This window comes from Pseudooceanicola sp. HF7, from assembly GCF_011806405.1.
Classification (GTDB): domain Bacteria; phylum Pseudomonadota; class Alphaproteobacteria; order Rhodobacterales; family Rhodobacteraceae; genus Pseudooceanicola.
The window spans coordinates 68,310-92,409 of sequence record NZ_JAATOW010000006.1 but is presented as its reverse complement, the minus strand read 5'-3'; the positions used below and the strand labels follow the sequence as shown (position 1 = coordinate 92,409).

At 65.2% G+C, this 24,100-nt stretch carries 23 protein-coding genes and 2 tRNA genes; 12 read left to right on the top strand and 13 right to left on the bottom strand.

What is annotated here, in order from left to right; genetic code table 11:
* Window positions 1–72: 72 nt before the first annotated feature.
* The 4 genes from HCZ97_RS05195 to guaB all read right to left on the bottom strand — a co-directional run bounded on the left by HCZ97_RS05195 (window position 73) and on the right by guaB (window position 4,828).
* Window positions 73–1,389, bottom strand: a complete 1,317-nt coding sequence (locus HCZ97_RS05195) for a sugar ABC transporter substrate-binding protein (protein ID WP_167687617.1) — start codon at window positions 1,387–1,389, stop codon at window positions 73–75.
* A gap of 166 nt (window positions 1,390–1,555) precedes the next feature.
* Window positions 1,556–2,515 (bottom strand): sugar-binding transcriptional regulator, encoded by a 960-nt coding sequence (locus HCZ97_RS05190; RefSeq protein ID WP_167687616.1) that lies wholly within the window; start codon window positions 2,513–2,515, stop codon window positions 1,556–1,558.
* 3 nt (window positions 2,516–2,518) lie between these two features.
* Window positions 2,519–3,208: an HAD family phosphatase gene (locus HCZ97_RS05185; protein ID WP_167687615.1), complete on the bottom strand. Its 690-nt coding sequence runs from the start codon at window positions 3,206–3,208 to the stop codon at window positions 2,519–2,521.
* 171 nt (window positions 3,209–3,379) lie between these two features.
* On the bottom strand, window positions 3,380–4,828 hold the full coding sequence (gene guaB / locus HCZ97_RS05180) for an IMP dehydrogenase (protein ID WP_167687614.1): 1,449 nt from the start codon (window positions 4,826–4,828) through the stop codon (window positions 3,380–3,382).
* A gap of 295 nt (window positions 4,829–5,123) precedes the next feature.
* Between guaB and HCZ97_RS05175 the strand changes: the two genes are divergently transcribed.
* The 3 genes from HCZ97_RS05175 (at window position 5,124) to HCZ97_RS05165 (ending at window position 8,589) form a co-directional block, all read left to right on the top strand.
* Window positions 5,124–7,199, top strand: a complete 2,076-nt coding sequence (locus HCZ97_RS05175) for an ASKHA domain-containing protein (protein WP_167687613.1) — start codon at window positions 5,124–5,126, stop codon at window positions 7,197–7,199.
* A 148-nt stretch (window positions 7,200–7,347) separates the two neighbouring features.
* Window positions 7,348–7,421, top strand: a tRNA-Gly gene (locus HCZ97_RS05170).
* Between the two features lie 91 nt (window positions 7,422–7,512).
* Window positions 7,513–8,589, top strand: coding sequence for an AbrB family transcriptional regulator (locus HCZ97_RS05165; protein WP_167687612.1), 1,077 nt, complete (start codon window positions 7,513–7,515; stop codon window positions 8,587–8,589).
* On the opposite strand, the gene HCZ97_RS05160 is transcribed toward HCZ97_RS05165, so the two are convergent.
* Window positions 8,586–10,406, bottom strand: a complete 1,821-nt coding sequence (locus tag HCZ97_RS05160; protein ID WP_167687611.1) for an ABC-F family ATP-binding cassette domain-containing protein — start codon at window positions 10,404–10,406, stop codon at window positions 8,586–8,588. The genes HCZ97_RS05165 and HCZ97_RS05160 overlap by 4 nt on opposite strands.
* A 250-nt stretch (window positions 10,407–10,656) precedes the next feature.
* Here HCZ97_RS05160 and HCZ97_RS05155 point away from each other — a divergent pair, with 250 nt between their 5' ends.
* Window positions 10,657–11,289 carry a trimeric intracellular cation channel family protein gene (locus HCZ97_RS05155; protein ID WP_167687610.1) on the top strand — a complete coding sequence of 211 codons (633 nt, stop codon included), beginning with the start codon at window positions 10,657–10,659 and terminating at the stop codon, window positions 11,287–11,289.
* Window positions 11,290–11,310: 21 nt separating this feature from the next.
* On the opposite strand, the gene HCZ97_RS05150 is transcribed toward HCZ97_RS05155, so the two are convergent.
* A complete protein-coding gene (locus HCZ97_RS05150) occupies window positions 11,311–12,087 on the bottom strand; it encodes a GNAT family N-acetyltransferase (protein ID WP_167687609.1) in 777 nt (258 codons plus the stop codon).
* Between the two features lie 194 nt (window positions 12,088–12,281).
* Window positions 12,282–12,743, bottom strand: coding sequence for an outer membrane protein assembly factor BamE (locus tag HCZ97_RS05145; RefSeq protein ID WP_167687608.1), 462 nt, complete (start codon window positions 12,741–12,743; stop codon window positions 12,282–12,284).
* Between the two features lie 92 nt (window positions 12,744–12,835).
* On the opposite strand from HCZ97_RS05145, the gene HCZ97_RS05140 reads away from it, so the two are divergent.
* The 8 genes from HCZ97_RS05140 to HCZ97_RS05105 all read left to right on the top strand — a co-directional run bounded on the left by HCZ97_RS05140 (window position 12,836) and on the right by HCZ97_RS05105 (window position 18,479).
* Entirely contained in the window at window positions 12,836–13,411 is a 576-nt protein-coding gene (locus HCZ97_RS05140) for a DUF177 domain-containing protein (protein ID WP_167687607.1), read from the top strand.
* Between the two features lie 221 nt (window positions 13,412–13,632).
* Window positions 13,633–13,839: a 50S ribosomal protein L32 gene (gene rpmF / locus HCZ97_RS05135; RefSeq protein WP_119839897.1), complete on the top strand. Its 207-nt coding sequence runs from the start codon at window positions 13,633–13,635 to the stop codon at window positions 13,837–13,839.
* Window positions 13,840–13,867: 28 nt separating this feature from the next.
* Window positions 13,868–14,980: a phosphate acyltransferase PlsX gene (gene plsX, locus HCZ97_RS05130; protein ID WP_167687606.1), complete on the top strand. Its 1,113-nt coding sequence runs from the start codon at window positions 13,868–13,870 to the stop codon at window positions 14,978–14,980.
* Window positions 14,977–15,951, top strand: coding sequence for a beta-ketoacyl-ACP synthase III (locus tag HCZ97_RS05125; protein ID WP_167687605.1), 975 nt, complete (start codon window positions 14,977–14,979; stop codon window positions 15,949–15,951). The genes plsX and HCZ97_RS05125 overlap by 4 nt, the downstream gene beginning before the upstream one ends.
* Before the next feature lie 98 nt (window positions 15,952–16,049).
* Entirely contained in the window at window positions 16,050–16,352 is a 303-nt protein-coding gene (gene ihfA / locus HCZ97_RS05120) for an integration host factor subunit alpha (protein WP_167687604.1), read from the top strand.
* Window positions 16,353–16,361: 9 nt separating this feature from the next.
* Window positions 16,362–17,114 carry a MerR family transcriptional regulator gene (locus HCZ97_RS05115; protein WP_167687603.1) on the top strand — a complete coding sequence of 251 codons (753 nt, stop codon included), beginning with the start codon at window positions 16,362–16,364 and terminating at the stop codon, window positions 17,112–17,114.
* A gap of 80 nt (window positions 17,115–17,194) precedes the next feature.
* Window positions 17,195–17,271 (top strand) — tRNA-Pro (locus tag HCZ97_RS05110).
* 131 nt (window positions 17,272–17,402) lie between these two features.
* The gene (locus HCZ97_RS05105) at window positions 17,403–18,479 is read left to right on the top strand and encodes a 2'-deoxycytidine 5'-triphosphate deaminase (RefSeq protein ID WP_167687602.1); all 1,077 of its coding nucleotides are present in this window, start codon (window positions 17,403–17,405) and stop codon (window positions 18,477–18,479) included.
* Window positions 18,480–18,494: 15 nt separating this feature from the next.
* Here HCZ97_RS05105 and HCZ97_RS05100 read toward each other — a convergent pair whose 3' ends face one another.
* The 6 genes from HCZ97_RS05100 to argS form a co-directional block, all read right to left on the bottom strand.
* Window positions 18,495–18,653 carry a hypothetical protein gene (locus HCZ97_RS05100; RefSeq protein WP_217701728.1) on the bottom strand — a complete coding sequence of 53 codons (159 nt, stop codon included), beginning with the start codon at window positions 18,651–18,653 and terminating at the stop codon, window positions 18,495–18,497.
* 120 nt (window positions 18,654–18,773) lie between these two features.
* On the bottom strand, window positions 18,774–19,454 hold the full coding sequence (gene scpB / locus HCZ97_RS05095; protein ID WP_167687600.1) for an SMC-Scp complex subunit ScpB: 681 nt from the start codon (window positions 19,452–19,454) through the stop codon (window positions 18,774–18,776).
* Entirely contained in the window at window positions 19,444–20,244 is an 801-nt protein-coding gene (locus tag HCZ97_RS05090) for a ScpA family protein (RefSeq protein ID WP_167687599.1), read from the bottom strand. Before HCZ97_RS05090 ends, scpB begins: the two co-directional genes overlap by 11 nt.
* Window positions 20,237–21,244: a glycoside hydrolase family 3 protein gene (locus HCZ97_RS05085; protein ID WP_167687598.1), complete on the bottom strand. Its 1,008-nt coding sequence runs from the start codon at window positions 21,242–21,244 to the stop codon at window positions 20,237–20,239. Before HCZ97_RS05085 ends, HCZ97_RS05090 begins: the two co-directional genes overlap by 8 nt.
* Window positions 21,245–21,279: 35 nt before the next feature.
* Window positions 21,280–22,203, bottom strand: coding sequence for an SPOR domain-containing protein (locus HCZ97_RS05080; RefSeq protein WP_167687597.1), 924 nt, complete (start codon window positions 22,201–22,203; stop codon window positions 21,280–21,282).
* A gap of 77 nt (window positions 22,204–22,280) precedes the next feature.
* A complete protein-coding gene (argS, locus tag HCZ97_RS05075) occupies window positions 22,281–24,023 on the bottom strand; it encodes an arginine--tRNA ligase (protein ID WP_167687596.1) in 1,743 nt (580 codons plus the stop codon).
* Between the last annotated feature and the right edge of the window lie 77 nt (window positions 24,024–24,100).

The following is a 24,100-nucleotide window of genomic DNA, read 5'->3' as shown; positions in this document are numbered from 1 at the left end:
TCGTCCGAAGGACGGGTGCCGGAAATTGGGGCCGGGGACGGAGGAGGACCGCCCCCGGCAGAGCGTTCAGGCTTACTTGATGTAGCCGGAACGTTTCATCTCACGCTCGGTGAGCTTCTGGGCGTTGTCCAGCGCCTGATCCACGTCGATCTGGCCTGCCAGCGCGGCAGAGAACTGCTGCCCCACGGCCGTGCCGATGCCCTGGAATTCCGGGATGGCGACGAACTGCACGCCGACATAGGGCACTTCGTCCACGGTCGGGTTCTGGGGATCGGCAGCCTGGATGGATTCAAGCGTCATCTGGGCGAAGGGCGCCGCGTCCAGGTATTCCTGGTTCTCGTAAAGAGAGGTGCGCGTGCCCGGGGGCACGTTGGCCCAGCCTTCGTTCTCGGCCACGAGCGCGGTGTAATCCTTGCTGGTTGCCCAGGCGACGAAGGCCTTGGCCGCATCGACCTTTTCGGTGCCGGCCGGGATGGCCAGGTTCCAGGCCCAGAGCCAGTTGCCGCGTTTGCCCAGACCCTTGTCGGGTGCCAGGGCGAAGCCGACCTGGTCTGCCACGGTGCTTTCATCGGCGTTGGTCACGAAGCTGGCCGCAACCGTGGCGTCGATCCACATGCCGCATTTGCCCTGCTGGAAGAGCGCCAGGTTCTCGTTGAAGCCGTTGGACGAGGCACCGGGAGGACCGTAGTTGTTCATCAGGTCCAGGTAGTCGGTCAGCGTGGCCTTCCATTCGGCGGAGTCGAACTGCGGGTTCCAGTCCATGTCGAACCAGCGCGCGCCGTAGGAGTTGGACATGGCGGTCAGGAAGGCCATGTTTTCGCCCCAGCCGGCCTTGCCGCGCAGGCAGATGCCGTAGATGCCGGCCTCTTCGTCGGTCATGGCTTCGGCGGCGGCGCGGATCTCGTCCCAGGTGGGGGCTTCGGGCATTTCCATGCCGGCGGCCTCCATCAGGTCCTTGCGGTACATGACCATGGAGCTTTCGCCGTAGAAGGGCGCTGCATAGAGCGTGCCATCGGTGGTCAGGCCCCCGGCGATGGCCGGCAGGATGTCATCCGCGTCATAGCCTTCGGGCATGTCGGTCAGCGGCACCAGCCAGTCCTGCCCGGCCCAGATCGGAACCTCGTAGGTGCCGATGGTCATCACGTCGAACTGGCCGCCGTTGGTGGCGATGTCCTGGGTGACGCGCTGGCGCAGCACGTTCTCTTCCAGGGTGACCCATTCGATATCGATATCAGGGTGCTGGGCGGTGAAATCATCGGTCAGACCCTGCATCCGGATCATGTCACCGTTGTTCACCGTGGCAATGGTGATGGTTTCCGCCGTCGCGCCCGTGGCGACAAGTGCGGAAGCAGCGCAGGCCAGAAGCCGGGCGCGTGTATTGAGCGTCATGGATTTTCCTCCCGTTTCTCCTCCGGTGCTTTCGTCAACCACAGCGCGATTGAGCAAAAGCCCAGTTGATGAGCTATTACCCACACAACGGCGTGACTTATGTCAAGCGGCATTTCCGCCGCAACGCAGAATGAAACGGGGTGCGGCGCGGGGCGCCGGCGGCGGGTCAGCTGGAAAGAAGAGCCTGTGCCGAGAGTTCGTCGGTGATCAGGCTGGCCACGAGGCCACCTTTAAGAGCGGCGCGCAAGGCCTTGATTTTCTTGTCACCCCCGGCGATGCAGATCGTCGCGTCAGAGCTTTCCGGCACGCGCACGCCGACCATCAGCCGGTTGATCCCGTGATCCAGGTAGCGCCCGTCGGCGTCATAGACATGGCCGCAGATTTCCCCGGCCGCCCCGGCAGCGCGCAGGCTGGCCAGTTCCTCGGCCGTGATGAATCCGTCGACGAAAAGGGGGGCATCGTCTTCCATCTGGCCGATACCGACGATCACCTTGCCGGCGGTCTGGGCCAGCTCCCGGCTGCTGCGCACATGCGGCAGGGAGCGGTAGAGCGAGAGTTCCTCTGCGTCGCGCGCCATGACCGGCACGGACATGGGAAAATGCGCGGCACCGGTGCGATCGGCGAAGCGCATGACAACCTCGTAAAAGCTGGCAGAGCCATCGGGGGCCACGTTGCCGATCAGGGAGACCACCTTGTGATGGCGGCCGTCCACGGATTGCATGTTTTCAACCACGGCGCGCAGGGTCCGCCCGGTGCCAAGGCCGATGATCTGCGGTTCCTTGGTGGCAAAGAGGCGCTCCAGCTCTGCGGCGGCAACGGGGGTGAGCGCCTTGATGGAATCGCCCTGCCCGCCAAGGCTGGGCGCCACCCGCGCAAGCTTCAGCCCGAAGCGCCGGATGAGCTGGCGTTCAAGGTCCAGGCAGGCGCCGATGGGATGGTCGATGCGGACCCGGATCAGCCCGTCCTGGGCCGCCCGCGCCACCAGCCTTTGCGCCCGCTGGCGGGAGATCCCCATTTCCTCGGCGATGCGATCCTGCCGCATCCCGCCCACGTAATAGAGCCAGGCGGCGCGGGCCGCGTCGTCCCTTTGTGCGCAGTCGCCGTCATCTCCGCCGCCGTTCGCCATGCGTTACCTGCCTCGTCCGAAAAGTCCCGGAGCAAGATGGGGCAATTCATCGAAATGTGCAAAGTGCCTTTGTGGGGCGACCTGAAGTTCTCCCGCCAGATCCAGCCCCTGAAGGTGGCTGCCACCGCGGAAATGCCAGACCTGCATGCCCGCCGCCAGCGCGCCGCGGATGCCCGGAAGGCTGTCTTCGATCACCAGGCAGCGGGCCGGATCGACCCCCTGTTTGCTTGCCGCCAGCAGGAAGAGATCCGGCGCCGGCTTGCCGCGCGAAACCTCGGAAGAGGTCGTGACGCGATCCCCCAAAAGATCATACAGTCCAGCGACTTGCAGGGAACTCTTCACCCTTTCCGCGCTGGAGGAGGTGGCGACGCAGAAGGGCACGCGCAGCGCATCCAGCACAGGCCTGACGCCGGGCATGATCTGCAGGTCCTTGGCGAAGGCGGCCAGCAGGCGGGCGCGGTAATCGGCCTCGAACCCCTCGGGCAGGTCGATGCCGAATTCTGCGCGGATCTGGGACAGCACGACCGGGTAGGAGCGCCCCAGGAAATGGCGCGCGATGTAGGGCAGATCCACCGTCACGCCGTATCGGGCCAGCTCTGCGACGAGCTGGCGCGCGCTGATGACCTCACTGTCGACCAGGACGCCGTCCATGTCGAAGATCACCAGGTCGAAGTCCTGTGCCGGGGTGTTCATGTCCTGCCCTCCACGGGCCTGCGATGCCCCGAACCGACCTACAAGAGCTCTCCCGACCCCGACAAGGGGAAAGCACGGCAACCCGGGCGCAGCGCCATGACCGTGACATGAAAAAGGCACGCGCCCCTTGCGGTGACGCGTGCCCCTGTCCGAGCAAATGCCGGCTATCGGTCAGCCGATCCGGTAGTTCGGGCTTTCGCGGGTGATCTGGACGTCGTGCACGTGGCTTTCCTTGAGCCCGGCGCCGGTGATCTTCACGAAGTTGCAGTTCTTGCGCATGTCTTCGACCGTGGCATTGCCGGTATAGCCCATGGCGGCGCGCAGGCCGCCCACCAGCTGGTGCAGCACCGTGGCGGCAGAGCCCTTGTAGGGCACCTGGCCTTCGATTCCTTCGGGCACCAGCTTGTCGCTGGCGGCATCCTTCTGGAAATAGCGATCGGCAGAGCCGCGCGCCATGGCGCCCAGGCTGCCCATGCCCCGGTAGGACTTGAAGGAGCGGCCCTGGTAGAGGATCACCTCGCCCGGGGATTCATCGGTGCCCGCGATCATGGAGCCGACCATGGCGCAGGAGGCCCCGGCGGCAATCGCCTTGGCGAAATCGCCCGAGAACTTGATGCCGCCATCCGCGATGATCGGCACGTCGCCCGCTTCGCGCGCGCAATCCATGATGGCGGTCAGCTGCGGCACGCCGACGCCGGCGACCATCCGCGTGGTGCAGATGGAGCCCGGGCCGATGCCGACCTTGACCGCATCCGCGCCCGCGTCGATCAGCGCGCGGGTGGCCGCGGCGGTGGCCACGTTGCCCGCGATCACCTGGACCTCGTTCGACAGCGCCTTGACCCGCGCCACGGCGTCGATGACGCCCTGGCTGTGCCCATGGGCGGTATCGACCACCAGGATATCCACCCCGGCATCGATCAGCGCCTGGGAGCGTTCAAAGCCGGACTCCCCGACGCTGGTGGCCGCGGCCACGCGCAGGCGGCCCAGCTCATCCTTGCAGGCGGTGGGGTTGAGGACGGTCTTTTCGGTATCCTTGAGCGTCAGCAGCCCGGTCAGCTTGCCGGTGTTGTCGGTCACCAGCAGCTTTTCGATCCGGCGCTCGCGCATCATCTCGATGGCTTGCTGACGGTCGGCGGGTTCCACCAGGATGGCAAGGTTTTCCTTGGTCATCATGACCTTGACCGGAGTTTCGTCCTTCTGGGCGAAGCGCATGTCGCGGTTGGTCACGATGCCGACCACGCGCTTGTCCTCATCCACGACGGGGAAGCCGGTGAAGCCGTAGCGTTCGGTCAGGGCCTTGGCATCGGCCAGGGTCTGTTCCGGGGTCAGGGTCACGGGATTGTAGACGATCCCGCTTTCGAACCGTTTCACGCGGCGGACCTCTTCGGCCTGCTGCTGGATATCAAGGTTCTTGTGGATCACCCCGATCCCGCCGGCCTGGGCCAGGCAGATCGCCATGCGCCCTTCGGTCACGGTATCCATGGCCGAGCTGAGCAGCGGTATGTTGAGGGAAATGCGCCGGGTCACCCGTGTCCGCGTATCCGCCGTGGAAGGCAGGACCGAGGAAGCGGCCGGAACAAGTAACACGTCATCGAAGGTAAGCGCCTCGCGAATCTCCATCGGGGATCTCCATGGGTCAGTTCACTTGGCGCTTCCCTATTACATGGATGTGCTATGGGCGAAAGGCGAAAACGTGCCCTGCATGCCTGCCTTTTCAACACTCCCGGCCGTGCCGGTGGCGGCGCCGGGCCGGGGCTGGCGCGCGCCGGCCTTTCGCCCGGAAACAGGCCGGAGACCTGCTGTCCGGGGAGGCGCCCGCGCAGGCCTGAGGCCTTGCGCCGGGGATGGCCCCGCGTAGGCTCTTTAGCTTCCCCGGCCTTTTCCATAAGGTGCCCTTCAAATCAGCGAGGCAAGCATGAGCGAACAGGACACCCAGCAGGATTCTCCCTCCGGCAAAGACCCCCTCGTCATCTTCACGCCGTCCGGCAAGCGGGGGCGCTTCCCCGCCGGGACGCCCGTGCTTCAGGCCGCGCGCAGCCTTGGCGTGGACCTCGATTCGGTCTGCGGCGGGCGGGGCATCTGCTCCAAGTGCCAGATCACGCCCAGCTATGGCGATTTCTCAAAGCATGGGGTCACCGTGCACCCCGATGCGCTGTCCGACTGGAACAAGGTCGAACAGCGTTACGAGGACAAGCGCGGGCTGAAGCCCGGACGCCGCCTGGGCTGTCAGGCGCAGGTGCTGCGCGACGTGGTGATCGACGTGCCGCCCGAAAGCCAGGTACACAAGCAGGTGATCCGCAAGCGCGCCGACACGCGCGAGATCATCATGGATGCGGCCACGCGGCTTTACTTCGTTGAGGTCGAAGAACCTGACATGCATGAGCCGACGGGCGATTTCGAACGGTTGGCCAAGGCGCTGGAAAGCCAATGGGGCCTGACCGGCGTGACCGCCGAGCTGTCGCTGATGGCGCGGCTGCAGCCGGTGCTGCGCAAGGGGGGCTGGAAGGTCTCTGTCGCGGTGCATCACGATCACACGGGCGCAGCGCCCAAGGTGATCGAGATCTGGCCCGGCCTGCATGAAGGCGGGCTTTACGGGCTGGCGATCGACCTGGGCTCCACCACCATCGCGGCGCATCTGACAGACCTGGAGGACGGCACGGTCAAGGCGGCCTCCGGCGTGATGAACCCGCAGATCCGCTTTGGCGAGGACCTGATGAGCCGGGTGTCCTACGTGATGATGAACCCCGGCGGCGACAAGGAGATGACCCAGGCGGTGCGCGAGGCGCTGTCCGTGCTGGCCTCGGAACTGGCCGAAGAGGCCGGCATCGATCCAAGCCTGATCGTCGAGGCCGTGGTGGTCTGCAACCCGGTCATGCACCACCTCTTCCTGGGGATCGACCCGGTGGAGCTGGGCCAGGCGCCCTTTGCGCTGGCGACATCCTCGTCGCTGTCCCTGCCCACCGCAGAGCTGGACCTGACCACCATCAACCCGCGGGCGCGGGCCTATATCCTGCCCTGCATCGCCGGGCATGTGGGCGCGGATGCGGCCGCCGTGGCCCTGTCCGAGGCGCCGGAGCAATCCGACGACCTGGTGCTGATCATCGACGTGGGCACCAATGCAGAGATCCTGCTGGGCGACCGGACGCGGGTGCTGGCCTGTTCCTCGCCCACCGGGCCGGCCTTTGAGGGGGCGCAGATCAGCAGCGGGCAACGCGCCGCCCCCGGCGCCATCGAACGGGTGGAGATCAACCCCGAAACCAAGGAGCCCCGGTTCCGCATCATCGGCTGTGAGCTGTGGTCGGACGAAGCGGGGTTCGATGCCGAGGCGGCGGCCTCGGGCATCACGGGCATCTGCGGCTCCGGCATCATCGAGGCGGTGGCCGAAATGCGCATGGCCGGGATCCTGGATGGGTCGGGCCTGATCGGATCGGCCGAACAGGTGGGCACGCCGCGCTGCATCGCGGAGGGGCGGACCCATGCCTATGTCCTGCATGACGGCAGCGCCGAGGGCGGCCCGCTGGTGACCGTCACCCAGGGCGATATCCGCGCCATCCAGCTGGCGAAATCCGCGCTTTATGCCGGGGCGCGCCTGCTGATGGACGAACGCGGCGTGGACAAGGTTGACAGGATCGTGCTGGCCGGGGCCTTTGGGGCCCATATCTCGACCAAGCATGCGATGGTGCTGGGGATGATCCCGGATGCGCCCTTGGACAAGGTCACATCCGCCGGCAATGCCGCGGGGACGGGGGCGCGGATCGCGCTATGCAACATCGGCGCACGCCGGACAATCGAGGCAAACGTGCGCAAGATCACCAAGGTCGAAACCGCCATCGCTCCGGCCTTCCAGGCGCATTTCGTCGCCGCCAACGCCCTGCCCCATGCCACGGATCCCTTCCCGGAACTGGGCAAGGTCGTGACGCTGCCGAAGGTCAGCTTCAACGCGGGCGGAGAGGGCGGCGGGCGTGATCGGCGGCGTCGCCGGCGGGGCTAGGCCTGCGGGTTGGGGGGACGCTGTCCCCCCTTGGCCTGCGGCCAATTCACCCTTGAAGTATTTCTGGCCAGATGAAGGGGATCCGGGGGACCAGGGGCGATCGGGGCTTGACGGGCTGGCCGGGTTGAAATAGCTCATCCGTCACGCGGCGGGTATGATGTAATGGTAGCCTGTCAGCTTCCCAAGCTGAACGCGCGGGTTCGATTCCCGCTACCCGCTCCAGATCCTCACCCCGGATCATCGCGGCCCGCATTCAGGCGCAGATCTTGCGCGGTCCGAAGCCTGTTCCGGGCCCAGACCGGCATCTATCGACTTGAAAGATTTCCTGAAATCGCTCCCCCTTGCGCTTGGCCTGTGCCTTGTCGGTTTCCTTGGGGGCACGCTGGCCCATGTGCTACATGCGCCCCTGCCCTACATGCTGGGATCGCTGGTCCTCGTGGCGCTGGCCAGTGGGATCTTTCCGAAGGTCCTGCCCGAGGGCTACCGGTTCCCGGAGCAGGTCCGGTCGATCTTCATCGCCATCATCGGCGCCACCATCGGGGCCAAGATCACCTGGGATGTGGTTCAGCACCTCCCCAGGATCGTGCCGTCGCTGATCGCGCTGACGTTGTTCGTTCCCCTGGCCCAGGCGATGAACTACGCGCTGTTCCGCCGCGTGGGCGGCTATGACAAGCCCACGGCCTTTTTCGCGGCCTCCCCCGGCGGGCTGATCGAATCCATTATCGCGGGTGAAAGCGCGGGCGCCGATGTGCGCGTGCTGGCGGTGCAGCAGTTCCTGCGCATCATCACCGTCATCACCCTGCTGCCGATTGGGCTGTCGCTGTGGTACGGCCATCCGGTGGGATCTTCGGCCGGAATGAGCATGAACCAGACACCCGTGGGCCTGAGCCACGTCGACGAGGTTCTGATCGTTTCAGTGATCGGGCTGGTGGTCTTCAGCCGCCTCAACGTGCCGGCCGCACAGCTTGTCGGGCCACTGATCTGTGCGGCCATCGCCACGCTGTCCGGCCTGGCGGTGATCGAGGCCCCGCAATGGCTGATCAACGGCTGCCAGATCGTCATCGGGACCTCGCTGGGGATGCGCTTTGCGGGCATGGACCTGCGGCGGCTGGTCAAGGCGGGCTGGCTGAGCATCGTCTCCGTGGCCGCGATGCTGCTGGTGGCGCTGCTGATGGCCCTAGCGGTGCATCCGTTGACCGGGCAGTCGCTGGACGTTCTGCTGATCTCCTTCTCGCCCGGCGGGGTGACGGAGATGGCGCTGATCGCGCTCAGCCTGAATGCCAACCCGGCCGTGGTGACAATTCACCATCTCTACCGGATCATCCTGACGGTCATGCTGCTGGGGATCGTGCGCAAGCGCGGCTGGTTCGCGGCGAAGAAGCCGGGTTAACCGGCCTTCTCCTCCAGCTCCAGCCATTCCTCTTCCGCGGCGGCAAGGGCCTGCTGGCGTTCGGCCAGCGCCTCTGTCCCCTTGGTGAATTTCACCGGTTCCTTCTGGTAGAGATCGGGCTGGGCCAGGAATTGCTCAAGCTTGGCGATTTCCGCCTCAAGCCGTTCGATGACCGAGGGCAGCTCTTCCAGGCGGTGCTTTTCGGTAAAGGAAAGGCCCGATTTCTTCGCCACGGGCTCTGCCGGCTTGGCGGTGGGTTTCGTGCCGCCGCCCTTGGGCGCGGATTTGGCGGAGGACTCGGCTGCGGCCTCGTTGCGCTGCGCGCGGTAGTCGGTCCAGCCGCCCGCATAGACCGTGGCGAGGCCGTCCCCCTCCATCGCGATGGTGGCAGAGGCGACTCGGTCCAGGAAATCCCGATCGTGGCTGACCAGCAGCACGGTGCCGTCGTAATCGTCCAGCAGTTCCTGCAATAGGTCGAGCGTTTCGACATCCAGGTCGTTGGTCGGTTCGTCCAGCACCAGCAGGTTGCTTTCGCGCGCCATCAGCTTGGCCAGCAGCAGCCTGGCCTTTTCACCACCCGAGAGCGATTTGACCTTGGCGCGCGCCTGGGCCTCGTCAAAGAGGAATTCCTTGAGGTATCCCACCACGTGCTTGGCCGTGCCGCGCACCATGACCTGGTCGGCCTGGCCCGACACGCGCATGTCCTTGTCGCCCGTCAGGCTTTCCCAGAGCGTCATTTCCGGATCGAGCTGGGCGCGCGACTGGTCGAAGATGGCGGGCAGCAGGTTGGTGCCCAGCTTGACCGTACCGGCATCCGGCGCGACCTCTCCCATCAGCATCTTGATCAGCGTCGTCTTGCCCACGCCATTGGGCCCGACAAAGGCGATCCGGTCGCCGCGGTTCACCAGCAGGTCGAAGCCGGTGACGATCTGCTTGCCGCCATAGGTCTTTTCCAGCCCGGCGACCTCGATTACCTTCTTGCCCGATTGCGGGCCGCTGTCGAAAGCCATGGCCGCGGCGCCCTTGCGCCGGATCTGGCTTGAGCGTTCCTCGCGAAGGTCCTGGAGGTTGCGCACCCGACCCTGGTTGCGCTTGCGCCGGGCAGAGATGCCCTCGACCGCCCAGCGGGCCTCGGACTTGATCTTGCGATCCAGCTTGTGGCGGGCGGTATCCTCGTCCTCCCAGACCTTGTCGCGCCAGGCCTCGAAGTTCTCGAAGCCCTTTTCCTGGCGCCGCACCTGGCCCCGGTCGATCCAGAGGGTCTGTCGCGTCAGGTTGCGCAGGAAGGCGCGGTCGTGGGAAATCAGCACGAAGGCGGTGCGGGTTTGGCTGAGTTCTGCTTCCAGCCAGGCGATCGCCTCGATGTCCAGGTGGTTCGTGGGCTCGTCCAGCAGCATGAGCTCCGGCGCTTCGGCCATGAGCTTCGCCAGGGCCGCGCGCCGGCGTTCCCCGCCAGAGGCGGTCTCGACCGGGCGGTCAGGATCGAACTTCAGCCCTTCGCCCGCGATCTCCACCTTGTATTGCTCTGACGGGTCCAGGCGCGACATGGCGAATTCGCCTAATGTCGCAAAGCCAGACATGTCCGGCTCCTGCTCCATGTAGCCGACGGTGGTGCCGGGGGCCATGACCACATCGCCGCGGTCGGCCTCGACGATCCCGGCCATGACCTTCATCAGGGTCGACTTGCCGGAGCCGTTGCGGCCCACCAGCGCCACGCGGTCGCCTTGCTGAACGGTCAGGGAAAGTGCATCGAAAACGGGATCGCCACCAAAGGTCAGGGAGATGCCGGAGAGCTGGAGAAGGGGTGCCTGTGCCATGGCGCGCAGCTAATCAGGCCGCGGGGCGGCGTCAAGCGGAGTTGGGGGCCAGCCCCCCTTCTCCTGCGGAGACGCCCCCCCGAAGTATTTCCGGCCAGATGAAGCCGGGAGCGGGGATCCTTTTCATCTGGCCAAAAATACTTCCGCCGGAGGCATCCTGCCCGCGCCCCAAGCGCGGCGGTCGTTCGCAGGCGCTTGGCAGCCACCGGCGCGGCGCGGTAGGCAGGGGAAAGTGCCGCCGGAGGGCCAGATGATCGACAACCCGCTTCTCTTCGCCGCCGACGTGCTGGCCACGGTGGTCTTTGCCACGACGGGGGCGCTTGTCGCCTCGCGAAAGCAGATGGATATCTTCGGCTTCATCTGGTTCGCCACGGCGACCGGCGTGGGCGGCGGGACGCTGCGCGACCTGCTGCTGGACGTGCCGGTTTTCTGGGTGGTGGATCCCCTGCCCCTGGCGCTCTGCCTGATCGTGGCCGTGGTGCTACATTTCACCGCCAGTCGCGTGCATTCGCGGATGAACCTGATCCTCTGGCTCGATGCCTTCGGGTTGGGATTCGCGGTCATTGCCGGCACCTTGAAGGCCGTGGACCAGGGCGTCGCCGGGCTGGTGGCCGTGGTGCTTGGGGTGTTCTCGGGCACGGTGGGCGGCATCATCCGCGACACGCTGGGCCAGGAGCCTTCCGTCATCCTGCGCCGGGAGATCTACGTGACCGCCGCTGCGCTTGGGGCCAGCACGACGGTGCTGATCCTGGCGGGCAATGAACCGAGGGTCCTGGCGGCAGTGGCGGGATTCGCGGTGCTCTTCGCGCTGCGCGGGGCCGCGCTGATGCGCAACCTGTCGCTGCCGGTCTTCCGGCCGCGCAAGGGAAGGGATTATCCCTGAGCCTGTCTGATCCGCTTGGCCTCAGCCGGCAGCGGTACGCAGCAGGCGTTTACGGGCAGGGGGAATCGCGCGGATCTCGAGGCCGGTGAAGACATGCAGGGTGTTCATCCGCGCATCCACCACTGCGTGATCCGACACCCAGCCGCCCATCAGCAGATAGGTCCTCAGCAGAGGCGGCATGGCCAGGGCCGCGCGTTTCAGGTCCGGCTTGCGGCGCAGTTTCTGCGCGAAGCGGAAGACGCTGGGTGCCTTGACCCGTGGCAGGAAGCGTTTTGGCGCCAGGTGCCGTTCCTTGAGCATGGCGAAGGCATCCAGGTAGGCCTCTGCATCCGTGCCCTTGAAGGAGGAGCAGCCGAAGAGCATTTCAACGCCGTTCTCATCCACATAGGCGGTCATCGCCGCCCAGGCGATGCGCAGGATATCGGGGTCGCGGCACTCCGGATCCATGCAGAAGCGGCCCATTTCGACCATGGGCCCGTCGAAGGCCTCAAGACCGGAAAGCTCGTAATACTGGGCGGAATAGCTGCGCCCGATCTCGCGCCCCGCCGAAAGCGGCAGGATTCGGAAGCAGCAGACCAGCCGGCCATCGCGTTGATCTTCGACCAGGACATGGGTGCAGATCTGGTCGAAATCATCGGCGTCGAGCCGCGCATCGTATGTGGTGTCTTTACCCGCCTCTGCTGCCTCTGTTCCGGAGGGGCCGAAGAAGGCGCGGGCGCGCAGCTGTTGCGCGGCCTGAAGATCCTGGGCGGTTTCGGCAAAGCGGGCCGCGTAGCGCCCCTTCTTGAGTGACAGCATGGTATTCTCCCGCAGGCAACCCTGCACGCGGGCCCCCTTACGTGCCCGGTTACCATGGCAGATATGACCAGATCGTGACAAATCAATCGCAACGCGATCCGGCCAGTCCCGGGGCTGCGCCAAGCCGCGCCCGGTGCTCCCCTCGCCCGGTGGGCCGGGCCCATGGCCCGGCCGCCTTCAGATCAGCTGCAGACTTATTCCCCGCCCAGCACGCGCGAGGCGTCGACCCGGCCCAGGTTGCCGAGCAGCTGGCGGATGAAGGTCTTGTCCGCGGTGGAGGAATCGGTGACGCGGCGCGTCAGCTCGACCAGATGGCCGTCTTCCAGCGCGTAGGTCTCGATATTGGTCAGCACGCCGCCGCTGTTGAAGCTGAGCGCCATAACCTCACGCGAGACGACCTCTGGCCGGTAGAAGGCGTACCTGCGCACGCGCGAGCGTACGTAGTAGATGCTGCTGTCCTTCTGGATGCCCTCGGTGGTCGGCGCGCCGACCAGCTCTTCCACGGTCTCGCGGGTATCAACGCCCACGGTGACCTGAGAAAGGGTCACATCATCAGGAACGTAGCCGTGATTGCGATACTGCGCCGAACAGGCGGTCAGACCGACCAAGGCCACGCAGGCCACCAGATATCCTGCCCGGAATCCCTTACGCCCCATTTCCGCCCCTCTTGTAAATCATTGCTCAGGCTTTTACCTCGCTTACAGAAGGAACGCACCCACTTCAAGAAAGCCTGCACGGAAAGAGGACAATGACCGGAAACCCACCGGATCACGGCGCCACGGCGCTGCGCGTCTCGACATTGTCGAAGACCCATGACACCGCCTTCGAGCTGCGCCCGGACAAGGATACCCTTGCCGCGACGGCCAGCCAGCTGGGCATTGATGACCTGCGCAAACTGAGCTTCGTCGGCAAGATCCGCACCGCCGGGAAAGAGGACTGGCTGCTGACCGGGCACCTTGGCGCGACCGTGGTTCAGCCATGCTCCGTCACGCTCAAGCCGGTGACCACCCGGATCGAAGAGGATGTCACCCGCCGCTACACCCCCAATCTGCCTGACGATGTCATGACGGATGAAGAGGTGGAGATGCCCGAGGATGACACGCTTGAGATGCTCGGCAGCGTGATCGACCCGGCGGTCGTCATGCAGGAGGCCCTGGCCCTTGCCCTGCCCGCCTATCCGCGCGCCGAAGGCGTTGGCCCGGGCGATACGGTCCACACCCGCCCCGGGTCCAAGGCCATGACGGACGAGGACACCAAGCCCTTTGCCGGGCTGGCCAGCTTGATGGCAAAAAAGACGCCCGAGGAGGGCGAAGGCGAAAGCTGAGCCGAAAGCCTGCCTGTGCTGCTGTCCGACGTGCCGTACCGCAGCAAAGAATCGCTTGCACGGAGGCGATTTCACAGTATTTTCGCGCCTCCATCCGAATTTTGGGTTGAATGCCGGGCCTGTCTCCGACTAAGAGCCTGCATCCACGTGAAACCGGGCCCTGACTGCCTGCGGCACAAGCCGACAGTCCCGCGCCCCCGAAGAACAGATAAGGTTGTGACATGGCTGTCCAACAGAACAAAGTCTCCAAGTCGCGCCGCAACAACCGTCGCGCACACGACGCCCTGGTCGCTGGCAACCCCAACGAGTGCCCGTCCTGCGGCGAACTGAAACGCCCGCACCACGTCTGCCCGTCCTGTGGCCACTATGCTGACCGCGAAGTGGTCGCCATGGCTGACGAAATCGATCTGGACGAAGACGCGGCATAAGCCCGTCCCAGGGGGCGGATTGTCTTCCATGAACGCGACAGAATCGTCACCAACTGGACAGACTCCGCCCTCTGACCGCGGACGCATCGTGATATCCCTGGATGCCATGGGCGGCGACAGGGGACCGGCAACCGTGGTTGCCGGGATGGTGCGGTCTGCCCGGAAGAATCCCGATATCGACTTCATCCTGCACGGTCCCGCCGCAGAGCTGGAGCGCCTTGTCGCGCGCCGCAAGCAGCTGGCCGGCCGGGTCGAGATCCGCGATGCCGCGGGTGTCGTCACCATGGATGACAAGCCCAGCCAGGTCGTGCGCCGTGGCAAGGACACCTCCATGTGGTCCGCCCTTGAGGCCGTGCGCCAGGGCGAGGCCACCGTTTGCGTGTCCTGCGGCAACACCGGCGCGCTGATGGCCCTGTCGATGATCCGGCTGCGCAAGCTGCCGGGCGTCAACCGCCCTGCCATCGCCGTGCTCTGGCCATCGCGCAACCCGCAGGGGTTCAACGTGATGCTGGACGTGGGCGCGGACATCAAGGCGGATGAACACGACCTGCTGCAATATGCTCTGATGGGGGCCTCTTACGCCCGCAACGGCCTGAAGCTGGACTGCCCGCGCGTCGGCCTGCTGAACGTCGGCACCGAAGAGCACAAGGGCCGGGCCGAGCTGAAAGCCGCCAACGAGCTGATTGCCCAGGCCGCGGACGGCAGCAACTTCGAATATGTCGGTTTCGTCGAGGGCGGGGATATCCCCGGGGATACCTGCGACGTGATCGTGACGGACGGTTTCACCGGCAACGTCGCGCTCAAGACCGGCGAAGGCACCGCCAAGCTGATTGGCGACCTTCTAAAAGAAGCCTTTCAATACACACCCTTGTCTCGAATCGCGGCGCTTCTGGCGCTGACCTCCATGCGGCGTTTGCAAAAGCGGATCGACCCGCGGCGCGTCAACGGAGGGGTCTTCCTGGGGCTGAACGGCACCGTGGTCAAAAGCCATGGCTCTGCCGATGCCACGGGGGTGTCCGCGGCGATCAAGCTGGCCTACCAGCTTGCCCTGTCCGGCTTCCAGGACAAGATCGCGGCACGGGTTGCATCTGCCGTGACGCTGGCACAGGATGCCGCGGAACGGGAGACGGGGACGGAATGACACTACGGGCAGTCGCAACCGGCGTCGGGCATTACCTGCCTGAACGCGTGGTACCCAACAGCGAGTTTGAAAGCTTCCTGGACACGACGGACGAATGGATCCGGACGCGCTCGGGCATCGAGCGCCGACATTTCGCTGCCGAGGGCGAAACGACCTCCCAGATGGCCATTGCCGCGGCGAAGAACGCGCTGGACATGGCCGGGCTGCAACCGGATGAGATCGACGCGGTCGTCGTGGCGACCTCTACCCCGGACCTGACCTTCCCCTCCGTCGCCACCATGGTGCAGAGCGGGCTGGGGATGACGCGCGGCTTTGCCTATGACGTCCAGGCGGTCTGCGCCGGCTTCATCTTTGCGCTGACCAATGCCAACGGGCTGATCCTTTCGGGCCAGGCCGAACGCGTGCTGGTCATCGGTGCCGAGACGTTTTCGCGCATCATGGACTGGACCGACCGCTCCACCTGCGTGCTTTTCGGCGACGGCGCCGGCGCGCTGGTGCTTGAGGCGCGCACCGGATCCGGCACGTCGCAGGATCGCGGCATCCTGTCCTGTGATCTGAATTCCGACGGTCGCTACCGCGACATGCTCTATGTCGACGGGGGCGTTTCGACCTCTGGTGCCTCCGGCAAGCTGCGGATGCAGGGCAACCCCCTGTTCCGCCAGGCTGTCTCCAAGCTGACGGAAACCGCCGAACGGGCGCTTGAGAAAGCCAGCCTGGGCAGCGCGGACGTGGATTGGATCGTGCCGCACCAGGCCAATATCCGCATCATCCAGGGCACCGCCAAGAAGATGGGACTGCCGATGGAGCAGGTCATCGTCACGGTGCAGGATCACGGCAATACCTCTGCCGCATCGATTCCCCTTGCGCTCTCCGTCGGAGTGCAAGAAGGCAAGATACGGGAAGGTCAGCTGCTGGTTACCGAGGCAATCGGTGGCGGTCTGGCCTGGGGTTCGGTCGTTATCCGTTGGTAGGCTCTGGAATGTCGCATTGGAACGATGTGACAAACCATTGATATTGACTCGGAAAACAGGCCGCACCTATTCTGGCTCAACCAGAAAGGGACAGGGATATGAGTGAGAAAACACTGACGAGGATGGACCTGAGCGAGGCCGTCTTCCGTGAAGTCGGATTGTCGCGCAACGACTCCGCCCAATTGGTCGAATCCGTACTGGCCCATATGTCCGATGCGCTGGTCAGCGGTGAGCAGGTGAAGATCTCATCCTTCGGGACCTTCTCCGTACGTGAAAAAGCCGCCCGTGTAGGTCGCAACCCGAAGACCGGGGACGAGGTTCCGATCTCTCCTCGCCGGGTTCTGACATTCCGGCCCTCGCACCTGATGAAGGACCGCGTGGCGGCTGGCAACAAGGGCTAGGTTTGCCTCATGGCCAAAAGCGCAGAGGCCTTCCGCACCATCAGCGAAGTTGCAGAGTGGCTGGATACTCCGGCCCATGTTCTGCGTTTCTGGGAAAGCAAGTTCAGCCAGATCCGCCCGGTCAAACGTGCCGGGGGCCGTCGCTACTATCGCCCCTCCGACATGGAGTTGCTGGGCGGTATCAAGCGGTTGCTGCATGACGAGGGGATGACCATCAAGGGCGTGCAGAAGATGCTGCGCGACCAGGGTGTTGGCCATGTCTCGGCCATGTCGCCCTCTCTTGTAGGGTTGCAGGAACCGCCAGAGCCGGACGTGCCGCCCGTCATTCCAACGCCCGACCTGCCCCCCGTGCCGGAGACCTTCGGCAGCGGTGCCATGGGCAGCGAAACCTCTGTCCTGTCCGAGGACGAGGGTGGCCTGGCCGATCCGGTGGTGCCCCCCGAATCCCCCGCGCCGGATGAAGTCCCCGCGCCGGAAGAGATGCCGGAGCCCGCAGAAGAATCGCTCGCGGCGGATATCCCCATGGCGGAGGCGCCTGATACGGTCGCCGAATCCCCGGCAGAGCCCATGCCGGAGCCCGTCGCGGAACCCGAATCCCCTGCCCCATCCATCCTGGACACCCTGCCCGACGACCCGGAAGACGATGCCTTCCCGGTGCAAGAAGGCGTGCTGAGCCTGCTGGCAAAGCGTTCCACACCCCTGCCCGCCGAGACGGCAAAGGACGCCTTGGCGCTGGCCCGCAAGCTGGCCGGAGCGGGCTGAAAATTCCCGGAAATTTCCCTGCGATCGGCACAAGAAAGCGCTTGCCCTCACCCGCAGATCGGATAGAAAGCGCAAACCGTCGGGCTATAGCGCAGCCTGGTAGCGCGTCCGTCTGGGGGACGGAAGGTCGCAGGTTCGAGTCCTGCTAGCCCGACCAAATTTCTCCCGCCGCCACCGACGTTTCGGCCCTGCCGAGGGCTGGAGAAAAACTGAGAAACCCCTGTGAAAACAGGGGTTTTCTCTGTTTACGGTTGCGCCTAATCTGCCGCGATACGCGGAGGAGCGACGATGACCGGAATCCTGGCCAGCCAGCATCTGAAAGCCATGATCGACCGCGGGGAAATCCGGGCCGAACCGGCGATCATTCCCGAACAGATCCAGCCTGCCAGCCTTGACCTGAGGCTGGGCACCAAGGCCTGGCGCGTGCGCGCCTCCTTCCTGGCGGGTTCCGGGCGGACGCTGGCCGAACGGCTGGAAAAGTTCGAAATGCACCAGATCGACCTGACCGACGGGGCGGTCCTGGAAAAGGGCTGCGTCTACGTGGTGCCCCTTGCGGAAAGCCTGGAGTTGCCCGAAGGGGTCGCGGCCATGGCCAATGCGAAAAGCTCCATCGGGCGGCTTGATCTGCTGACCCGGCTGATCACCGATGGCGGCACGGAATTCGACCGGATTCCCGCAGGGTACACCGGCCCGCTCTATGCAGAGATCTGCCCGCGCAGTTTCTCCGTGCTGGTGCGGCCGGGCATGCGGCTGAACCAGATTCGCTTCCGCGATGGGCAAGCGCAGCTGTCGGACACGGCGCTGGCCGCGCTGCACGCCGCAACGCCGCTGGTGGACACGGATCCGGTGATCGAGAACGGTCTTGGCTTCTCTGTCGACCTGAGCGCCGGAGAAGACGCCCTGGTGGGCTACCGCGCCAAGCCCCATACCGGCGTGATCGACCTGGACCTGCTGAACCATTACGACCCGGCCGAATACTGGGAGCCGGTGCGCAGCACCGATCGCCAGATCATCCTGGATCCCGGTGCCTTCTACATCCTGGTCAGCCGCGAGGCGGTCACCATCCCGCCCGATTACGCCGCAGAGATGTCGCCCTATCTTGCCATGGTGGGCGAGTTCCGGGTGCATTACGCGGGCTTCTTCGACCCCGGGTTCGGCTATGCCGAGGCGGGCGGCGCAGGCTCACGCGGGGTGCTGGAGGTACGCTGCCACGAAGCGCCCTTCGTGCTAGAGCACGGGCAGATCGTGGGGCGGCTGGTCTATGAAACCATGGCCGAACGTCCAGAGATGCTCTATGGCCGTGAGATCGCGTCCAATTACCAGGGCCAGGGTCTGAAACTCTCCAAGCACTTCAAGAGCGTCTGAGGCGAAACCGGCGGGTCAGAAACGGCCCATGCGACGCAGCAGGCGCTGTGTCTTGCGCATCTGGGATGCCATCTGCTTGGTCTGGCGCACGCGCTTCTTCTCTTCGGGGCTGTCACCGCCCAGCTTGTCGATGCTCTTGTTCATCGTCTTGCGCAGGAACCTGCGGGCGAACATTTTGATCAGTCGATCGGCATTCATCGCGGCCTCATGATGGCTCCGGGTGGGATACCCGTTTCGACCCAGATAGCACGCCCTGCCCCGGATTTCATCCCGGGCGGGCTACTGTGCCGGGCGTCATTCGTCTTCGAACATATCCGTCTGATCGCCATCCTCGTCGCGCTCGTCCTCGGGCACTTCGCGGCCCGGTGGCGGGCGGCTTTCCAGCAGGCCAGCGGCGCGCAGATCCTTCAGCCCGGGCAGGTCGCGCGGGGTTTCCAGCCCGAAGTGATCGAGGAAGCTGTTGGTAACGACAAAGGTCACCGGCCGGCCCGGGGTCATGCGGCGGCGGCCAAAGCGGATCCACTCCATCTCAAGCAGCTGATCGACGGTCCCGCGAGAGACGGTCACGCCCCGGATCTCCTCGATCTCTGCCCGGGTGACGGGCTGGTGATAGGCGATGATCGCCAGCGTCTCGATCGCCGCGCGGGACAGCTTGCGCGTTTCCACCGTTTCCTTCTGCATCAGGAAGCCCAGGTCCGGCGCCGTGCGCACAGCCCAGGAGTCGCCCACCTTGACCACATGAACGCCGCGCCCCTCGTAGCGTTTGCGCAGGTGCTGCACGGCCTGCGCGCCGTCACAGCCATGGGGCATGCGCGCGTTCAAGTCGGCCACCGTCACCGGTTCCGTGCTGGCAAAGAGGATGGCTTCGACCATCCGCTCCTGCTCTGCCATGGGCGGGGCTTCGAAAAGGCTTTCGCGCGGGGTCTCTGCCCCGTCCTGCCCCTGGGGTGTATCCGGGGCCGTGTCAGCGGTCATCTCTGGTGTCTCTCCGGCGCAGCTCTATGGGCGCGAATGTCTCGGATTGGCGGATCTCCAGCTTGCCTTCCTTGGCCAGCTCAAGCGAGGCCGCGAAGGTCGCGGCAGTGACGGAGCGGCGGCGCATCGGATGGGCGTCCCAGCCCGTGGGCATGTAGGAGGACAGCTCCATCCAGCTGCCGGCAAAGCCGATCATGCCGCGCATGTGGTCAAGCGCCTGTTCCATGGTGAAAACGTTGTCGCGGTCCAGCACGAAGGGGCGGAATTCATCCTTGGTCCGGATCCGAGCATAGGCCTGCATGAGGTCCAGCAGCGTGGCGGAATAGGTGACCTTGCGGACCCTTTCGACCTGTTCGGGCACGCCACGGGAAAAGAAATCCCGGCCCTTCTGGTCGCGCGCCATCAGGCGCGCGGCGGCATCGCGCATGGCCTGAAGCCGCTCCAGCTGGAAGGCCAGGTGCGCGGCCAGCTCTTCGCCCGATGGCCCCTCTTCGCTGGGATCGGGCGGCAGCAGCAGGCGCGATTTGAGGAAGGCCAGCCAGGCGGCCATCACCAGGTAATCCGCGGCCAGTTCGATCCGCAGCTTCTTGGCGCGTTCCACGAAGGCCAGGTATTGTTCGGCCAGCTTCAGGATGGAAACCCTGCGCAAATCGACCTTCTGCGTGCGCGACAGCGTCAGCAGCAGGTCGAGCGGGCCCTCGAACCCCTCGACGTCGACGATCAGTGCCTCTGCCGCAAGCCTTTCGGCAACGGAGATATCGTCTTCTTCGAAAAGGTCCTTTTCATCCATACAGCGGCCCGTCCACAAGAGCGGACAGCTTGGCCTCCATTTCCACGATGTCAAGCGCGGGGGCGGTTTCGGGCCGGGGATCCAGCGCGCGTTCCGCCCGCACCTGGGCCGAGGGGGACATCCGCCCGGCGGCCTCTGCCACGGCGCGGCGATCCTCCAGTGCGGCATTGCACAGCAGGATCACGTCACAGCCCGCCGCCAGCGCATCCACGGTGATCTCGGGCAGCGATCCGGACAGGGCCTTCATCGAGATATCGTCGGTCATCACCAGGTTGTCGAACCCGATGTCATTACGGATGACCTGCATGGCACGCGGGCTCAGCGTGGCCGGGACGGTGTCATCCAGCGCCTCGTAGACGATATGGGCGGTCATCGCCATGGGCAGGTCATTGAGCACCTTGAAGGGCGCGAAATCGACCTGGTTCAGCTGGTCCAGCGATGCAGTGACGCGGGGCAGTTCCTTGTGGCTGTCCGCCCGTGCACGGCCATGGCCCGGCATGTGCTTGACCACCGGCAGCACGCCCCCGGCCAACAGGCCCATGGCCACCGCACGGCCAAGGCGGGCCACGGCGGCGGGCTCCATCCCGTAGCAGCGGTCGCGCAGGAAGGGGTGGGTATCGGGGTCCGCCACGTCCACCAGGGGGGCGCAATCCACGTCGATGCCAAGGGCGCGCATCTCTGACGCGATGATCGCGTAGCGCAGGAACATCGCCTGTTCGGGGTCGGAGGACCGGTTCACGAAGGGCAGCGGATCGTCCCATTGCCGTCCCAGCGGTGGGCGCAGGCGCTGCACGCGGCCCCCTTCCTGGTCCAGCAGGATGGGCGCATTGCGCCCCACGCTGTCGCGCAGATCCGCGCAAAGCGCGCGCACCTGCTCCGCCGTTTCGATGTGGCGGGCGAAAAGAATGAAGCCATAGGGATCGGCGTCACGGAAGAAACGTTTCTCTTCCGGGCTGAGCACGGGGCCTGTGGGGTCCAGAATGGTGGCGCCGAAGGGCATGGTCTCTCCTGAGGTTCACCAGTGGAGAGAAAGGGTTACTCACTCACCACGGGGATGCAATCGGCATTTCCGGCCACCAGGGCGGCACAGAAGCGGCGCGCGTCGGCCAGGTCTTCGAAGCCCATGGCGCGCAGCCGGTAATAGGCGCGTCCCCCCACGACGGCGCGCTGGATGACCCGCTGCTTGTCCTCGAGGTAGATCGAGAAGCTGCGCATCAGACGCGTCCATTCCTGCTCGGCCACCGTTTCGGAATCAAAGGCGCCCAGCTGGGCCAGGCGGCTGCCCGGGGTCACATCGGCGGCAGAGGCGAATTGCACGGTCGGCTTGGGCGGTGCTGCCGCAGCCGCCGCCGCGGCGGCCGCATGGGTCTGGGACAGGTCGCCGGGACGCAGGCGCGGCGTCACGGAATAGCCAAGCCCACCGCCGACGATCTTCGGCGCGGGGGCTTCCGGCGTGGCCTCGGCCAGCTCTGCCCCCTCTTCAGGCGCAAGATCCGAATCCGCACCGTTCTGCGGCGCGATCTCTTCCATGGCCTCAGGGGCCGTCATGGTCAGCGCGGTATCCATCGGGACGGGCCGGGTGTTGGCCTCTTCCTCGATGCGCATGGCAACCGCCAGCTCGCGTTCGGTCATGCCTTCCTGGCCAAGGCGCACGGGCTCAGGCGCAAGGGCAACACGGTCCGCGATGCCATCCGTGCCCTCGCCGGCCGCCACGCGGTTCACGGCAAAGCCCTGGAAGGCCGCCGTCTGGCCGCCGGCGTTTTCCGGCATGCGCCGAATCTCTCCGGTCATGGCCCGCACGACGGGCACGCCGGAAACATCCCGCATCACCATCTGGTAGCCCCAGAAAACCACGCCTGCCACCAGCGCAAACGAGAGAACCCCGCCCACGATCGTGACCATACGCCCAAAGGAAACCGCTTCGACGGGGGCGAACCCGTCTGCCTGATATTCTGCCATAACGCCTCTGCCTGCCGGGGCTCTGACGGCCCGATCCGTATTCCGGTTTTCGCGAACTGCTCGCCCCGGCTGCTGCGTCAGCGCATTTCTTCTGCCGGGGTGACTCCAAGGATACCCAATCCGGCCGAAATGACAACGGCCACGGCACGCGCAAGAGCGAGTTTTGACTGACTTGCCACAGGGTTGTCTTCCTGGACGAAGCGCAGCTGGGTTTCCTCGTTGCCCCGATTGTAGAGCGCATGAAGATCCGAGGCCAGCTCGTACAGGTAAAACGCAACGCGATGGGGCTCATGTGTGCGGGCCGCGATCTCTACCAGGCGGGGCCATTCGGCCAGCTTCTTGGCAACCGCGATCTCGTTCTCATGGGTGACATCCAGGGGGGCTGCGGCCAGGGCGGCATCGTCACAGGCGATCCCCGCCTCGGCGGCTTTCCGCAGGGCAGAGCAGATCCGCGCATGGGCATACTGAACGTAGAAGACGGGGTTGTCCCGGCTCTGTTCAAGCACCTTGTCGAAATCGAAATCGAGCGGCGCGTCGTTCTTGCGGGTCAGCATCACGAAGCGGGTCACATCGGGGCCCACCTGCTCGACCACGTCGCGCAGCATGATGAAGGTGCCCGCCCGCTTGGACATCTTGAAGGGCTCACCGTTCTTGTAAAGCTTCACCAGCTGGCAGAGCTTGATATCGAGCGGGACAGAGGCGTTCGACAGCGCCGAAACCGCCGCCTTCATGCGCTTGACGTAGCCGCCGTGATCGGCGCCGAAGACATCAATAAGCTGGTCGAAGCCCCTGGAAACCTTATCATAATGATAGGCGATGTCCGGAGCGAAATAGGTCCAGGCACCGTCCGATTTCATGATCGGGCGGTCCACGTCATCGCCGTGTTCGGTCGATTTGAACAGCGTCTGTTCGCGGGGCTCCCAGTCCTCCGGCTTCTTGCCCTTGGGCGGTTCCAGCACGCCGCGATAGATCAGCCCTTCGGATTTCAGCCGGTCGATGGCCGTCTCGATCAGGCCGGTGCCATAGAGGCTCTTTTCAGAGAAGAAGACATCCATCTCGACGTTGAGCAGCTTCAGGTCGGCGCGGATCAGCTCCATCATGGCCTCGGTGGCAAAGCTGCGCACCTCGTCCAGCCAGACCTCTTCGGGCTGGTCGACATAGGCGTCGCCCACCTTGGCCTTCAGCGTCTCGCCGGCCTCGATCAGGTATTCCCCGGGATAGGTGCCCTCGGCAAATTCGACCTCGCGCCCGAAGGCCTCGAGGTAGCGCAGGTAGACCGAGCGCGCCAGGACATCGACCTGGGCACCGCCATCGTTGATGTAATATTCCCGCGTGACCTCATGGCCGGAATAATCCAGCAGCGTCGCCAGGGCATCGCCGAAAACCGCGCCGCGGGTGTGGCCCACATGCAACGGCCCGGTGGGATTTGCCGAAACATATTCGACGTTTACCTTTGCCCCCTGCCCCATGTCGGAGCGCCCGTAAGCGGTGCCCTGCTGCAGGGCGGCAACAACGATCTCCGCCCAGCTGTCAGTGGACAGCCGCAGGTTCAGAAAGCCCGGGCCCGCCACGTCGGCACTGGTGATGCGCGGATCGGCGATCAGCAGCGCGGCAAGCGCCTCCGCGATGTCGCGGGGCTTCATCTTCGCCGGCTTGGCCAGCACCATCGCCGCATTGGTGGCCATGTCGCCATGCAGGGCATCGCGCGGCGGCTCCACGGTGACATTGTCGAAGGAAAGGCCTTCGGGAAGGTCACCCTTGGCTTGCAGGGCGGTGAGGCTCTCAAGGACGAGGCTGCGGATATCTGTAAAGAGGTTCATGGCGCTTTCCTGACGATACCGGCGCGGTTTAACAGCCCCGTGCCGAAGGTCAATGGAAGAGCCACCTGGCGCCGCAT

Coding starts and splice junctions, on each gene's coding strand:
- HCZ97_RS05155 (WP_167687610.1), top strand. CDS start 10,657: ATGATCGACAACCCGCTTCTCTTCGCCGCCGACGTGCTGGCCACGGTG.
- HCZ97_RS05160 (WP_167687611.1), bottom strand. CDS start 10,406: ATGGCACAGGCACCCCTTCTCCAGCTCTCCGGCATCTCCCTGACCTTT.
- HCZ97_RS05150 (WP_167687609.1), bottom strand. CDS start 12,087: ATGCTGTCACTCAAGAAGGGGCGCTACGCGGCCCGCTTTGCCGAAACC.
- HCZ97_RS05195 (WP_167687617.1), bottom strand. CDS start 1,389: ATGACGCTCAATACACGCGCCCGGCTTCTGGCCTGCGCTGCTTCCGCA.
- rpmF (WP_119839897.1), top strand. CDS start 13,633: ATGGCTGTCCAACAGAACAAAGTCTCCAAGTCGCGCCGCAACAACCGT.
- HCZ97_RS05190 (WP_167687616.1), bottom strand. CDS start 2,515: ATGGCGAACGGCGGCGGAGATGACGGCGACTGCGCACAAAGGGACGAC.
- guaB (WP_167687614.1), bottom strand. CDS start 4,828: ATGGAGATTCGCGAGGCGCTTACCTTCGATGACGTGTTACTTGTTCCG.
- HCZ97_RS05105 (WP_167687602.1), top strand. CDS start 17,403: ATGACCGGAATCCTGGCCAGCCAGCATCTGAAAGCCATGATCGACCGC.
- plsX (WP_167687606.1), top strand. CDS start 13,868: ATGAACGCGACAGAATCGTCACCAACTGGACAGACTCCGCCCTCTGAC.
- argS (WP_167687596.1), bottom strand. CDS start 24,023: ATGAACCTCTTTACAGATATCCGCAGCCTCGTCCTTGAGAGCCTCACC.
- HCZ97_RS05125 (WP_167687605.1), top strand. CDS start 14,977: ATGACACTACGGGCAGTCGCAACCGGCGTCGGGCATTACCTGCCTGAA.
- HCZ97_RS05100 (WP_217701728.1), bottom strand. CDS start 18,653: ATGTTCGCCCGCAGGTTCCTGCGCAAGACGATGAACAAGAGCATCGAC.
- HCZ97_RS05085 (WP_167687598.1), bottom strand. CDS start 21,244: ATGCCCTTCGGCGCCACCATTCTGGACCCCACAGGCCCCGTGCTCAGC.
- HCZ97_RS05115 (WP_167687603.1), top strand. CDS start 16,362: ATGGCCAAAAGCGCAGAGGCCTTCCGCACCATCAGCGAAGTTGCAGAG.
- HCZ97_RS05090 (WP_167687599.1), bottom strand. CDS start 20,244: ATGGATGAAAAGGACCTTTTCGAAGAAGACGATATCTCCGTTGCCGAA.
- HCZ97_RS05145 (WP_167687608.1), bottom strand. CDS start 12,743: ATGGGGCGTAAGGGATTCCGGGCAGGATATCTGGTGGCCTGCGTGGCC.
- HCZ97_RS05080 (WP_167687597.1), bottom strand. CDS start 22,203: ATGGCAGAATATCAGGCAGACGGGTTCGCCCCCGTCGAAGCGGTTTCC.
- HCZ97_RS05185 (WP_167687615.1), bottom strand. CDS start 3,208: ATGAACACCCCGGCACAGGACTTCGACCTGGTGATCTTCGACATGGAC.
- HCZ97_RS05175 (WP_167687613.1), top strand. CDS start 5,124: ATGAGCGAACAGGACACCCAGCAGGATTCTCCCTCCGGCAAAGACCCC.
- ihfA (WP_167687604.1), top strand. CDS start 16,050: ATGAGTGAGAAAACACTGACGAGGATGGACCTGAGCGAGGCCGTCTTC.
- scpB (WP_167687600.1), bottom strand. CDS start 19,454: ATGACCGCTGACACGGCCCCGGATACACCCCAGGGGCAGGACGGGGCA.
- HCZ97_RS05140 (WP_167687607.1), top strand. CDS start 12,836: ATGACCGGAAACCCACCGGATCACGGCGCCACGGCGCTGCGCGTCTCG.